We start from the raw sequence: 13828 nt of genomic DNA, 5'->3' as shown, positions 1-13828 counted from the left end.
AAAATTAAGGAGTGGCCATTATCATTGCATTGTCTTAACAACATCTTAATTAAGACTGAACATCATGAGCCTTAGTGTTGGGGGTAGAGGTAGGGCGGCGGCGATAGCCATGCAACATGCTAGCGATCAAATTATCGCCTTGCTTGAGGCTTTCTACCACAGCACCCAATACATGCAGTGGTACTAGAAAAAGAATCGCGTTGGCCATGAGTTCGTGGGTTTCTTCAACCCAGCCAACCCCCCAGAAACGATCCGTTTCTTCCATCATGTAGCCAGTAAGTCCCAGACCGAGGATTAGCCCAAGCAGCACCAGCATCATGATAGCGCCCAGCGGTGTATGGGTAATGCCGGTTTGCTCTATCTTGCTGTCGCGACCGCGCAGCACACATTGAAGTCGGCTCACGGTAGGCCAAAAGCTCCGCCAGCGTGCACTCCAGGGACCGATAAATCCCCAAAGGATGCGTACGACGATTAATGCCACCAAGGCATAACCGACCCATTGGTGTATATCGCCCCCTTCTTCGGTTAGCCATAAGTTGACGGCTACGCCAGCAACCAAAGCCCAATGTACCAACCTGACCAACGGGTCCCAAACACGGATACGGGTATTATCGGCCATGGTAACCTCCTGATCAGTCTTCGACTTCCTGCTTCACGATGCTGGCATCTACTGGGTTGAAATAGATCTCTACCCGGCGCTCCTGCTCGTCCCAGCCGTATATCTCGTAGCAGTTTCCCTCGGTGACCTTAAATTCTTTGATTTTGTAACCCATCTCGCTGATACGTTCTTCCATATCAGCTTGGCTGATCCATTCGTCACTGGGGGCATCAGTACAATGAGTCTCGGCCAGCGCAGCCGTGCTAGCCGTCAGTAACAACGCCGATGTTATAATCTTAGTGATGTGAGTTCGCATAAGTAATACCTCTTTTCGATGATGGGTGGCTGTGCAAGACATATTTGTCGATTGGCACAAGGATCATCCTAAATGAGGTAACTTATGGCAGGCTTAAAAAAAGGTAAGCAGCAAAAAAACTGATTATTGAGCACGTTTTTCTGGCGCCTGTAGTGGTCAAGTAAAACTGGCCACCGGTTTATAGTTAACCCATTTTTTTCCTCTGCCTGATTCAGGCTAACACCCACATTATGCTGATGAGGCCTAAGCTGGCTTTAATACCTGATTAAATAGTTCACGATATGATGCTGGCTCTCCAAGAATGAGCGATAGCCATACGTCGGCACCCATTAAACCTATAAGCTCCAAAAGAACCGCTCCATTGGCGCATTATCACAGTAATTCCCACGCCGACTCAGGCTTTGTTTTATCAGGCATTTTCAGAGCGTCTGACGGAAACTACAGCTCGTAAAATAGCTGCCCTGGTCAGCTGTGGAACATAACGGCTTTGGGTCGCCCTCGGCTTTTATAGACCATTTTTAATACACAACTGGTGAGTTCGCTATCCGGCGATAACGACTTCGCCCAGCCAACCGGTTTTCTAGCTAATATGTCAATGACAACCGTTAGATAGGCCCAGCGATCTCCAGTTTAGATATACGTGACATCGCTATCCCAAACGAGGTTGGGCCCTTAAAAATACCGATAACGGGTGAACCGACCGCTTGCCTAAGACGTAAAAGCCAGTACGGCACTAACACAAAGCCCATCGCGAAGCCGAACAACGAAAGCCGAATAAAACGCGACCACTGTAACCGAGTGATTGGTGGCGGTGGGGGAAGCATTGCCAGGTGTTAAACGAGAATCCAAGGGAATGAAGTACCATGCAGCCTTCACGCCAGCAGCCGTTAGCACAGCAAATACCATACAAGTGAGACGCCATGCATCGTATAGGAACACGGCGGAGGGCACGGCAATGCTAATACCGATGCTGGTACCAGCATTCATGATGGATATTACACGACCGTGCATCGTGCGACTCACCAATGCCGTCATCGCATCGGTAAGTTTTGGCATCATCAAACCGGCGCAGATACCGCAGATAAACCCACCAATACCCATTGATAGTGCGCATACGACTGACTGAGCAGCGCGAGACCTGCAACGCCTAAGCACCCTGATAATGCCGATCAAGTAGGACGTTAGCCAGCTCGGTAATAATTGACAGGACAAATAGGCCAAAAGTGAAGCATCCAAACCCGTAGCTAATCGCGACCAGTGCTGCACCAAGAAGGGAAAATTCGATGTTCGACAAAACCTTCATAAAGCTATTCGTCTTTCGTGTTTTATCTTGAAGGACTTGCAAATATCGCAATTGACACAATGGAATCCGTGTTGAGCAATAAGATATGTTAATCCCCACTTAGCCTACCCAGATCCAAGTCGCGACAGAGCGGGTATACCCATTGGCTAGCTAACCAGCTTTGTAATTTAACGATAGAATTTTTTTAAAAAAATTATTCTGGAATCATATTCGAAATAAATCTAAGCTTATGAGTTATTTTGATATATACTATTTTCATAATCAAAAAATTAAATTACCTATCTTGGTGATCGCGATGCAATGCCCAATCGTTACGCACTTTTTTGATGAGCCCACCAATACCTTTAGCTATGTGGTTCAAGACTCAGACAGCCGTGCCTGTGCGGTCATCGATTCAGTGCTCGACTTTGATTATGCCGCTGGGCAGACGGACGTGCGATCCGCTGACAACATCATCGCCTTTATTCGCGAACACGATCTCGAGGTGGTCTGGATTTTGGAGACCCATGTGCATGCCGACCACCTCTCGGCTGCGCCATACCTGCATGATCAGTTAGGCGGTAAAACCGGCATTGGCGCCAACATAGTGAAGGTGCAGGAGATATTCGGTAAGGCGTTCAATGCGGGCAGCGAGTTTGCCCGGGATGGCAGCCAATTTGATGCGCTGTTCGAAGAAGGGGATACGTTTACCATTGGCCAATTACAGGGCAATGTTCTGCACACTCCTGGGCATACGCCCGCCTGTTTAACCTACGTAGTGGGCGATGCCGCCTTTGTAGGCGATACGCTTTTTATGCCGGATTATGGCACCGCGCGGTGTGACTTTCCCGGCGGCGATGCGCGCACCCTTTATCACTCTATTCAAAAAGTGTTGGCGCTTCCCGAGCAGACGCGGCTGTTCTTATGCCACGACTATAAAGCCCCCGGCCGTGATAACTTTGAGCATGAAAGCAGCGTTGCGGAACAGCGCAGTGAGAATGTCCATGTTCATGAAGGTATCAGCGAAGACGAGTTCGTGAAGATGCGCACTGAGCGCGACGCCACCTTAGGCATGCCGAAGCTCATTATTCCCTCTGTGCAAGTCAATATGCGTGCAGGGGAGCTGCCTCCGGCGGAAGAGAACGGCACCGTCTATCTCAAAGTGCCGATTAATTTTTTCTAACGGTTTGAGTGCGATCTAAGGAGTCACCAGTGGATTGGACAGCAGGCTTACAAGGGCTGGTTGGGGGTGTGTTGATCGGGCTTTCCGCTACCTGGCTGATGGCAACGCTAGGGCGTATTGCGGGTATCAGTGGCATCGTGGGCAATTTGATAACACAACGCCCCAAGGGCGATAGCGCTTGGCGAGTGGCTTTTCTGTTAGGGCTGATTAGCGGCCCGCTTTTGCTTATGGCTTTTGGTGGTGGTTTGGGCAACGTTGCCGGTAGCCCTGGCGAGGTGATCGGCGCATCAGTAGGAGGTGTAGGGTTAATGCTAGTGGCTGGGCTGTTAGTGGGCGTAGGCACGGGGCTGGGCAGTGGCTGTACCAGCGGCCATGGCGTATGCGGACTGGCGCGCTTGGCGCCACGCTCCATGGCGGCCACCGGTATGTTTTTAGTGACGGGGCTAGTGACCGTTTATATCTCGCGCCACTTGCTAGGTTTAGGTGGCGTTCAATGAATAGTTCAATGAGTCAGTCAAACAAGAGCAGTTGGATAAAAACGGCGGCAGGCTATGCGGCGGGGCTACTTTTCGGTATTGGTTTGGCTGTTTCAGGCATGACGGACCCCGCGCGAGTAGTGGGATTTCTAGACGTAGCGGGTGCCTGGGATCCAACGCTGATGTTCGTATTGGGCGGGGCCGTCGTTACCACCTTTATCGGCTATCGGCTGGTATTCAAGCGTACTGCTCCACTGCTGGGTGGCGTCTTTCAGTTACCGACCAAACGAGAGTTAGATGCGAAGTTGTTAGGGGGCGCGGCCCTGTTTGGCATTGGCTGGGGACTTTCCGGCTACTGCCCAGGGCCAGCGATTGCCTCCATCGGCGGTCTTTCCTTACCGCTATTGGCCATGCTGGTGACCATGGTGTTGGGGTGGTTTGCCGCTAAGCGTCTCGCCTAGCCATTCGTCCTTATTCGGCGATTGCCATGCCCACGCCCTTGCCTTCACCGCAAGGGTGTTTTTATTTGTCTAAACACTGGGTTAACGCCCGTCAGGCGGTGCGAGCGGTGACCAGTGATTTGGTCATTCTTGATCGCGGATTACCCGATGCACTCGCCCCGGTCGCTACGTATGGCCTCCCTAAAGAGACTCGTCCGCTAATTGAAACCTCAAATACGCTTCTTGAGTGTGTACAGCAAGCCATTATCCGCGAGCAGCGCTTTACAAACCATGCCTCCGCTGACTGTAATCAAAACCCACCTGCAAATGGCTCGCAGGGTCGAAAGTCAGGCTGCAATAACATCGCTCAACTATGCTCAAGAGTGCGTTGTGCGGTTGAGCTAAACCCTTGACCAGTTACTCACTCTGGCTCGTCTAGAGGTGCGTGTGCGTTTTGATTATGGCCAAGCTAGTCGCGTCGCAGATGTGGCCGAACATGCCCCGGCAAATAGCTTGTACGACAAACAAGTCCGCTTTATAGAGCCATCCCACTGGCCTGATGTTGCTCTTGCGATGCCCACGTTAACGTTGATGCGCAGTGGGAGTCAGGGGAGCGTCGTCTCACTTTTAGCGTTAGCGACCAAGGCTCAGGTGTTGATAGCGCAAATTAACGCATCGATTCTGGCGCGCCAGTAAACAGCAGCGCAGTGGACTGGGGCTAGCCATTGTGGCCGCTAACGCAGCTTGCGGTGTTGGGATCGCTATGTTCATTATATTTTCTAGCCTTATTGGGGGCCGTTGCCGCGCGGGCAGGTGGGACGCCAACGCTCAAGGCTGCTTTGCGAGTCATGTTTTGGGGTGCACTTGCTATGGCCATCACATCCGGCATAGGGCGGGTATTTGGTGTGGTGGCTTAACTACGTGAATTGTTGGGATTGATATCAATAATGGGAGAAAGCACTACGCCCATTCACCAGCAACCATAAGGTGTCATCAATTCAGATGTCGGTTACCGGTTGATAAACGGTATTTATCGTGTCGTTGCAACACTACGAACGCGTAGTGTTCAAAAGTAGTTTAACGATAGGCGTCTCGCTTGCGGACGTGCAATGAGGTATTCGACTACCTTTCAGTCACCAAATGCTTATTACACGGGATAATTGGCGGATCAATGATAAGGCCTAGCTGTTATACCAAAAAAGTGTAATCGGCCCAGTGCTGCATCATAGCTCGGCGCTTTTCAAAAAGGTCTCCTCGACGATAGGCGGCCTCAACTTTATTCTCAATTGCATGAGCCAGTGCCATTTCAGCTACATCCCTTGGATAGCTCGTTACCTCGCCTGTCCAATCCCTAAAGCTTGAGCGGAATCCGTGGGGCACATAATTGCCTTTTTCACCACTAGGCCCGTAACCTAGCCCACGCATAAATTGCAGAAGCGACATATTGGATAATGGTCGACCCGCTTTCATTCCCGGGAAAATAAAGCTATTGCCTTTCACGCGAGAGAGGCTCAGTAAAAGATCAATTGCCTGCTTAGATAGTGGCACTCTGTGTTCTCGATTAGCTTTCATGCGCTCTGCTGGTATTTGCCACGTAGCTTTTCCAATGTCGATCTCTTTCCACTCAGCGTTGAGCACCTCTGAGGTACGTGTGGCTGTCAGTATCAAAAATAGTAGTGCTTTTGATGACATGCTTTTGTAGAGCTGAACTGAGCCCATAAATGTCGCTACCTGATCATAAGGCATAGCAGGATGGTGATTCACCTTTTGAACCCTTGACGGCTTAGCTAAGAGTTTATCGAGATGGCCACGCCAGCGGGCAGGGTTGACCTGGTCGCGATACTCATGGGCTGCTGCGAAGTCTAATATGTTTTCAATTCGACCTTGAACACGCTTAGCTGTTTCATTCTTGACTGTCCAGATAGGCGTGAGGATCTTCAATATATCCTGAGTGGTGACCTCTTCTACGGGTAGGTTACCTATTACCGGGCGCACGTATGTTTTAAGAGTGCTTACCCACTGACGTGCATGCTTGGCATTTCGCCAGCTGCGACGGTGGGATTGAATATAGCGTGCTGCGCAGTGGGTAACCGTTACAGTCACGGACTTTTTTTCATTTTTCTGCTCACGAACAGCCAGTGGGTCGATGCCTTGTTTGACGAGCTTTCGATTTTCTGCGGCTGATTCGCGTGCGTCTGATAGTGTTTTGTCAGCATAACTACCAAGACCCATGTCACGTAACCTGCCATTCCATCGAAAACGGTAAATCCAGCTTGCGCCGCCACCTTTGCCAATTTTGAGGTACAACCCATCCCCATCATTGGTCATGCCAGGGTTTGACTCCCTGACCAGCTTTTGAACGCCTTTTGTCGTGAGTTTGCCCATAGCCGCTATCCCCGAAGTATGTTTTTAGCGTACCACATTTTAGCCCATACACCAGCCCATACTTCTAATATGTTTTACGTTGTATGTGAGTGGGTGTGGTTGGACTGTATCGACTATTATTTTATTATAAATCAGTGGCTTGTTGTATCATTGTGGATGCTGTTGTACATGTAGTATGCGGACTCCCCCTCCGCCACAGAATTTTGAAGGCCGTCAAGTGCTTAGCTTGGCGGCCTTTTTCGTTTCTGGCTTTCTGGAATTGTCTTGGGAAAAATAAAGAAAGCTGTTTAAAAAGGCAGCACTCCGCCGAAGCCAATACCCAGTACGGCAACGACAACAACAACGATAACGACAATAGTGGTAGTAGACATATTCTCTTCCTTTGAGTAGTGAGCGTTGCTACAGCGTAGTCGTTATGAGGCCATTTCACACATCAGCGAAAAACTGATCAACCTTTCCATGATAGCAGGAAAATACCTGACAGAACGTCAAGCGGCCAAGTTTGAGCTCACCAGCTGTTGAACATTATTAAAATAGCAGAAAACCTTCCGTCACGGACTTATTTTCCACGTTCACAATTGTGGCCGCAGTCGCTAGCGCCACTGACATGGCTGGTGGCGCAGCAACAGAGTTTGCTATTGTGCTTAGCTGTTGCTCCCCTCCTTAGAGCTAGATGCGTGTAAATATGCTTGGGAAATGACTTGCTTCTATATGTGTTTTCTTTGTGTTTTTAGTATAAAAAATGTAAATTTATATTTCAGTAGACGTTGCCACACAAGTAAAATTGATTTTTAATTACGATGATAAGAAATATACCACTGGCTTCGGGACGCTAGCAGGGTGGGGGATTTAGGTATTCATTGTAAAAGTATCGAGAGACTGGCTCTTCTCATCGAAGTTTGCGGAAAATTCGTCAGTCTCCTGAAGCAAAGAGCAAAGAGCAAAGAGCAACATATCCGTAAGGAGTCTTAGCGATGATACGTATCAGCATCTTCGCTTGTGAACATGTGGGGTTCGTATCGTTAGTCTGCTTGATTGATTGCGATCATGGCCTCATTTTCGTCGAAGTTGAGAGAGCTTACGTAGCTAACCTGAGGCTGTTGACATATCGAATTTCAATGCAGCGTAAGTCTCCTAGACCAGCCCCGTGACCAAGGTCGAGCTCTAACTATGGGTGGTCGACAGATGAAATTTCAATGTTCCTTGTACCTATAAGATAAGCAGACATTACTTGTTAAGCAAAAATTAATGTTGAATCCGTGTGATCTATCTTGGTGTAAGAGGTGCTGATGTCCGATACCCGTCGTAACTATTCCTCAGCTAGCTGGGTCACGGAACTGATTACTTTTATATTCGGGCTGGCGTTGTTGATCGGTATCATCAGCGAACTGCCAGCGGGAGTGTTATCGCCTGAGTCGCAGAACTTTTTTTTCCTTATCGGCTGGATCGCCATCTGGCGTTACTCTTGGTGGGCGGTACAGGCGGTTCGCTCACTTTGTTACAACCGTATGGTCTTCCCTAGTTTGCGTGCAAAGGCTGATGTGGTAGGTGGGCTAGAAAAACCGCCGGAGCTGTTCGTACTGTGCACTTCCTTCCGACTAGAGGCACATATCAACTTTCAAGTTTATGATGCTTTGATAAGAGAGGCCCGCGACTATGGGGTGCCGACGACGATTTTTGCGTCTGTTTCGGATCGTACAGACGTGGATATTATTACTCATGCCTTGGACGATCATGACTGGCCACGGAACGTAGAAGTGCGGTACATGTTCCAGAAGGGGGACGGCAAGCGCTCAGCAATGGCGGAGGTTCTGCGTGCGATCTCGAGGTGTCTGCCAGCGCCAGGGTCGCTACTGATCTCAATGGATGGCGATATCCGCTTAGAGCCAGGTACGCTTTCACGCTCGCTTTCCTTCTTTTCTGCCCAGGACGACTTGGGAGCGTTGACTACCAATAATCGTGCCGAGGTAAATGGTAACGATGTCACTCGCGAATGGTACGATCTGCGCTATGCACAACGTCATCTGATTATGAGCTCCATGTCTTTATCGCGGCGCCTGCTGGTGCTTACTGGTCGCTATAGTGTCTTTCGCACCGACCTCGCCATACAGCCGGACTTTATTGAGCTGATTGAAAGCGATCATGTAGACCATTGGCGATTTGGCAAATTTAAATTCCTGTCGGGTGATGACAAGTCTTCATGGTACTGGCTGCTAAAAAATGGTTGGTCGATGATCTATTTGCCTGATGTTTTCGTGACTGGGTTTGAAGAATTACCCGATAAACGCCGTTTTTTCAGATCTACCACTGATCTAATGCAACGATGGTTCGGTAATATGTTGCGCACAAGCAACCGGGCAATCGCTCTGGGACCACGTCCCATGGGAATGTTTACTTGGTGGAGCTTGATTGACCAACGTGTCTCCATGTGGACGACCCTAGTGGGGCCCACAGCGGTCCTGCTGGTGATACTTTTCATACAGCCCTCGTTCTTCTTCGCCTACATGCTTTGGATTTTCTTTAGCCGCGGTATTGCTACGTCGATCCTGGCCTGGCAACGCGGACGTTTCAGCTTGCTATGGGTTCCGCTGATTTATTACAACCAAGTGTGGGGCGCGATATTGAAGACCTACGTTATCTTTCGCTCCAACCGACAAAAATGGTCGCGTCAAGGTATATCTACGGGCGAGCTAGACGATTCTGTCGCGGCGCGGAGGCAGCGCCAAATAGGCTTTGTGATGCACAGTTTTGCCTATGGCGTTCTTCTCTTCATCTTAATTTTGTGGACCGGTGTTATGACGCCTGTGGATCGAACCACACTGCACATCGCCATTGATCAGATATGGGAATATCGTCAAGACTCTCAGTACCTCGGTCACTCTTTTGATACTCCCTCTCTCGACAGTGGCTGTGAGCTGGTTCAAGTACCTCCGGGCTGGGAAGGCGATTTGAACAATATCCCGCCGAATAACGTCATTGCACAGGCTAATCGAATGGCAGATGCAATGACTATGTGCGACACAGGTTCCAGGGTCGAGACTTTGGCTCCGATTGAAGCGTCTGTGACTCAACCCTGAGGAAAGGAGCGACCTACGGATGGATCTTTCTAAATATGCAGACAAAAGATATAAGCCCTCCCGCGGAGAAGAGCGTAAATGGATCAAAGCCGATACTTCCTCAAACTCGGGGAGTATCGAGCATGGCAACACGCCGCCAACTCAACGTCGGCACTTAGACCTTTCTCAGTATGCGTATAACAAGCAGAAACCTACTGTCTCCAAATCGATAGGTGTCGATCATAATAATGCGCACCCTGGTGAAGACGACCAGCTGCAGCATGAGCATGAGCGTATTGAGGAGAGTCGAGCGCTAGAAACGGATGCTTCACAGCATATTCACACACAGCAAGAAGACCCTGTGCTTGAGGAAGAACAGCAAAGAATCAATATCGATGATGCTGCCTCAAAGACTAAAGGCGCCCATCATAACAATGTGCGACAGAGCGAACAGCTACAGCACGAGCGTCGTGATGAGAGGGGATATGTCAGGGTTGCGCTACCGTTTCGTGTTGTTCTCGCTGGTAGCGACAAAGAGATGGTTGGCAACGATATTTCTCTCGGTGGTTTCTCTGCCCACAGTGAAAATGGTTTCAAATCTGGCGAGCATATTGCCGCATCACTTCTTTTGGCTGTGGGTACCTTTGAATTTATTGTGACACTCAAAGCCAAATGCCTTTACGTGACTCCTGCTGCAAGTGGCAAAGGGTATGACGTCAGCTTCCAGATCACTGAGATTGAACCGCATCATCGTGAATCGCTACGCCAGCTCATACGCAGTGGTTTGAGTGGGCGTTTGCCTAATATCGATAGCCTAACGGCCAGCGAAGATCCTCAGACGCCACGCAATCGTCAGACAACCAAACCAACAGAGCCTCTACCGCGACCACCGAAACCTATCGGACGATACATTCTTTTATTCCTTGCAATCAGCTTGCTGGTTCTTGTTAGTGCAGCAACGGCATACCGTAACTTTATGCTTATTGAGCCTAGCTTCGCAGCCGTGACAGCGCCTCGCATCGATATTCGCGCACCCAGCCATGGCATACTCGGTGAGCATGATTACATTTCGGGTGATCAGGTTGAGCGTGACCAACTGTTAACCCACGTTATCAACAGCGACCTCGAATCTGACCTGATCCTGACCGAGGCAGCTTTTACCTATAACAATCGATTAGTCGAGAATTTACGCAAACACCTCAATGGCGGCATACAGGAGGTTAGCCTTGCTAGCACCGCACAGCCAGCCAGTGGTGATACTATGATATTCGAGTCGGCCTCGCCGGAAGTCGCAGAGGCTCGTATCGAGCAATTCGAAATAGTGCGTGATTTCGAGAGTTCGCGTATTGCCGCTCTCAATACCCGTCAGGCAAGTAATGAAATCTACAGCCCTTGCAAGTGCTTGGTAGCATGGGCGTTGAGTAGTGCTTCGGGGGTCTACATTGAAGAGGGGGAACGGATAATGACTCTGATACGTGCTGATGAAGGAGACGTGATGGTTGAGGCTCTGGTGCACATGGATGATATCAGCCGCATTGAGCCCAATCAGCGGGCCTACGTTACGCTGGCCAATACCAGCCAGCCAATTCGCGCTCGGGTGCGTAATGTCGCTCTCGATATCGAATTGCAGCCTCGTGCTGGTTTCCCTAGCTGGGTTCGACAACAGCAGAATGTAGCCAGTGTACTGCTGATTCCTGAAGTACCACTACCCGCAGATAGCGTCGGCAAGCCGGTAGATGTTCGGTTTACCGAAACACTGCTTTTCAGTACCGCCTCAGAGAAAATTTGGCAAGGCTTTAGTTGGGTTACCCAATCTGGCAGTGATATATATCGCGCAGTCTTTAAATAAACAAAAATTTAAACGGAAGATCCTGATGAAACAAGCGATGAAAGGTAAATCCCTCCATCCGCAAATCGGATTCCACCACATAAGCCTTATGTTGAGCGCGCTAATAATATCGCCATTTTCTTTCGTTCATGCAGACGAAGCCGAGAATGCCCATATCAGTACCCCCCAGGAACAGCCCTGTTCCCAACGTTACCCCTTGTCAGAAACACCACACCTACTGCCCATGAAAAGTGGCTACGACCTCATTCGCCAGGCCTTTAATACCTCGCGGCACTGGGGCACTGAGGAGAATGTGGAAACCTTGCGCGCTGAACATACTGGTATTGGTGAAGCAGGGCTTCGCGTCCATTATCCTGCAGGTAGCTCCTCGCCAGGGGATGAGCCCCTGGGCGGGGCAGGATTTTACAGTGATCCCTCTTTGCTTCAAGGAACAGACCGGGCTTGTTTAAGTTACAAGGTTCGTTTTCCATCTGATTTCGACTTCGTGAAAGGTGGCAAGCTGCCAGGATTGTATGGAGGTGAAGCCCCATCCGGCGGTGATAGCGTCGACGGCGAGAATGGCTTCTCAATGCGTTTGATGTGGCGCGAGCAGGGCGAAGGCGAGCTTTACCCCTACGTAGTTGGCTTTGAAGGTAAATCAGTAGGTCGGGGTTTATGGCGCTACCCGGTCGGGCAGTGGGTAACCCTTGAGCAGGAAGTCGTTCTTAATGACCCAAAGCAGGAGAACGGTATCGCTCGTGTCTGGGTCGACGGGGAGCCTGTATTGGAGCAGCGGAATATCGTCTTTCGCACCACACCTGAGATCACCATCAATGGCTTAATGTTTTCCACATTCTTTGGTGGGACTGGGGAAGGTTGGCGCACACCACGTGATCAGTTCGTGGATTTTGCCGCTTTTCGCTTCTATACCTCAAGACCTTGAGCTTAGTACAAGAGAAGTGAAGGAGAGACAAAAACGATGCCACTTGCAGTAACCAAAAGGCTGACCGCATGCCTTTTTTTTGTTCTCTCCATCACACTGATGACAATGGTTAGTCTGTCTGTGTTGGGCGATACTCTTTTGAGAGAGCCCCTTACTCGTGAGGAGCGCATATCGCTCGATATTGCTGAATACCGTGTCACTGATACGGACGCCAGCTATTTCGACGTTAAAGAGCGTATGACTCAGCTTCAGCAAACTGAAAGCAGTATTTTGCTGCAGTTGACAGACGACCTCTCACTAGGCCCAAGTTGCCGACAGAAGCTCAACACAAAGCCGATTACCACGCGGGGTGCAATACCCAGTTTTCATCCTGATTCCGAAGAGTGGTTGCTGGCTACCGAACCAATATTTGCGTTCGAGGATAGTGTATCGAATCTGGCTGGTGCCTTCGTTGCAAGCGGCGACATTTACTATGCAGAGTGTTTGGTGCGCTACCTACATGGCTGGGCTGAAGCCGAAGCACTGACTGACTTCGTCTACGACTCAGCGCGACCGCAGGCTTGGTTTGCTTCTGAATCGATGCTATTCGCGGCGGCTATGGGCTATTCTATTGTGCGCCCGTTTATCACTGACTTTGAGAAGGAGCGTGCCGATGTCGAACAGTGGTTGCACGGTCTCGCGTTAGAGCACTCGGCAATTTCAGGAAATCCGAAGAGTAGCTGCTGTAACAACCACTTATATCGTCGTGCGTTGTACGCCAGTATCATCGGTGTGCTAGTTGAGGACGACGAGCTGTTTCGCTTTGGCGTTAGAGCCATATATTCAGCTCTGTACGACATGACCGAGGAGGGGGCTTTCCCACTTGAAGTGAATCGTGGCCGACGAGCCACTCACAACCAGAATTATGCGCTCAATTATCTTATTACGAATATGCAGGTTATCCATCGCCAAGGCTACGATATCTTCAATTTGGAATATGAGAACAACAGCATCCATGACGCCATAGACTTCCTGTTTCAGATACTGGAAGATCCAGCAGCGTTAGGGGATTACGCTCCGCTTGAGCAGTACACGGGATTTTTGTTGGATCCGCAGTACTTCGCCTGGATGGAGATCTACCTTTCGCACTACAACTATCGAAGAATGGCCAGTTTCGTAACCCGTATACGACCCATTTACAGCCGCAGCGCGGGGGGCCATGTCACACTTTACTTTATGGATCCTGAGGCCCAGCAGCATCTCTTCATTGATAATCGGCGCCAGGAAACCGAGGCCTTCCAAGGTCTGGGAAATTGAAGAAACTGACAGCTCCATACAAGAT

General features: G+C 49.8%; 12 protein-coding genes and 1 pseudogene. 8 read left to right on the top strand and 5 right to left on the bottom strand.

Features of this window, described 5'->3' with window-relative positions; translation table 11 throughout:
* Positions 1–49: 49 nt before the first annotated feature.
* The 4 genes and pseudogenes from ACT3UM_RS15050 to ACT3UM_RS15035 form a co-directional block, all read right to left on the bottom strand.
* Positions 50–619 (bottom strand): cytochrome b/b6 domain-containing protein, encoded by a 570-nt coding sequence (locus tag ACT3UM_RS15050; protein WP_009288075.1) that lies wholly within the window; start codon positions 617–619, stop codon positions 50–52.
* 13 nt (positions 620–632) lie between these two features.
* Positions 633–914 (bottom strand): PepSY domain-containing protein, encoded by a 282-nt coding sequence (locus ACT3UM_RS15045; protein ID WP_022523388.1) that lies wholly within the window; start codon positions 912–914, stop codon positions 633–635.
* 156 nt (positions 915–1070) lie between these two features.
* Positions 1071–1583, bottom strand: a pseudogene (locus ACT3UM_RS15040) (DDE-type integrase/transposase/recombinase); the annotation flags it as partial.
* A 39-nt stretch (positions 1584–1622) separates the two neighbouring features.
* The gene (locus tag ACT3UM_RS15035) at positions 1623–2015 is read right to left on the bottom strand and encodes an MFS transporter (RefSeq protein WP_022523390.1); all 393 of its coding nucleotides are present in this window, start codon (positions 2013–2015) and stop codon (positions 1623–1625) included.
* Between the two features lie 497 nt (positions 2016–2512).
* Here ACT3UM_RS15035 and ACT3UM_RS15030 point away from each other — a divergent pair, with 497 nt between their 5' ends.
* From ACT3UM_RS15030 to ACT3UM_RS15015, 4 genes are all read left to right on the top strand, one after another.
* Positions 2513–3379, top strand: a complete 867-nt coding sequence (locus ACT3UM_RS15030; RefSeq protein WP_027959644.1) for an MBL fold metallo-hydrolase — start codon at positions 2513–2515, stop codon at positions 3377–3379.
* 29 nt (positions 3380–3408) lie between these two features.
* Entirely contained in the window at positions 3409–3876 is a 468-nt protein-coding gene (locus ACT3UM_RS15025) for a YeeE/YedE family protein (RefSeq protein ID WP_022523392.1), read from the top strand.
* 8 nt (positions 3877–3884) lie between these two features.
* A complete protein-coding gene (locus tag ACT3UM_RS15020) occupies positions 3885–4316 on the top strand; it encodes a DUF6691 family protein (protein ID WP_035538505.1) in 432 nt (143 codons plus the stop codon).
* Positions 4317–5044: 728 nt separating this feature from the next.
* Positions 5045–5212 carry a VIT1/CCC1 transporter family protein gene (locus ACT3UM_RS15015; RefSeq protein ID WP_370657681.1) on the top strand — a complete coding sequence of 56 codons (168 nt, stop codon included), beginning with the start codon at positions 5045–5047 and terminating at the stop codon, positions 5210–5212.
* A 271-nt stretch (positions 5213–5483) separates the two neighbouring features.
* Here the strand turns inward: ACT3UM_RS15015 and ACT3UM_RS15010 are convergent, their stop codons facing one another.
* Positions 5484–6680: a tyrosine-type recombinase/integrase gene (locus ACT3UM_RS15010; RefSeq protein ID WP_009288078.1), complete on the bottom strand. Its 1197-nt coding sequence runs from the start codon at positions 6678–6680 to the stop codon at positions 5484–5486.
* A gap of 1289 nt (positions 6681–7969) precedes the next feature.
* On the opposite strand from ACT3UM_RS15010, the gene ACT3UM_RS15005 reads away from it, so the two are divergent.
* The 4 genes from ACT3UM_RS15005 to ACT3UM_RS14990 are packed head-to-tail and all read left to right on the top strand — an operon-like array spanning position 7970 to position 13803.
* Entirely contained in the window at positions 7970–9757 is a 1788-nt protein-coding gene (locus ACT3UM_RS15005; protein ID WP_498900112.1) for a glycosyltransferase, read from the top strand.
* Positions 9758–9776: 19 nt separating this feature from the next.
* Positions 9777–11585: a PilZ domain-containing protein gene (locus ACT3UM_RS15000; RefSeq protein WP_498900110.1), complete on the top strand. Its 1809-nt coding sequence runs from the start codon at positions 9777–9779 to the stop codon at positions 11583–11585.
* 25 nt (positions 11586–11610) lie between these two features.
* The gene (locus ACT3UM_RS14995) at positions 11611–12507 is read left to right on the top strand and encodes a polysaccharide lyase (protein ID WP_498900108.1); all 897 of its coding nucleotides are present in this window, start codon (positions 11611–11613) and stop codon (positions 12505–12507) included.
* Between the two features lie 36 nt (positions 12508–12543).
* Positions 12544–13803 (top strand): alginate lyase family protein, encoded by a 1260-nt coding sequence (locus tag ACT3UM_RS14990; RefSeq protein WP_498900106.1) that lies wholly within the window; start codon positions 12544–12546, stop codon positions 13801–13803.
* Positions 13804–13828: the final 25 nt, after the last annotated feature.

It is taken from the genome of Halomonas sp. AOP13-D3-9, from assembly GCF_052379125.1.
Taxonomy (GTDB): Bacteria; Pseudomonadota; Gammaproteobacteria; order Pseudomonadales; family Halomonadaceae; genus Vreelandella.
The sequence above is the reverse complement of the archived record's forward strand: the minus strand, read 5'-3'. Positions and strand labels throughout refer to the sequence as shown.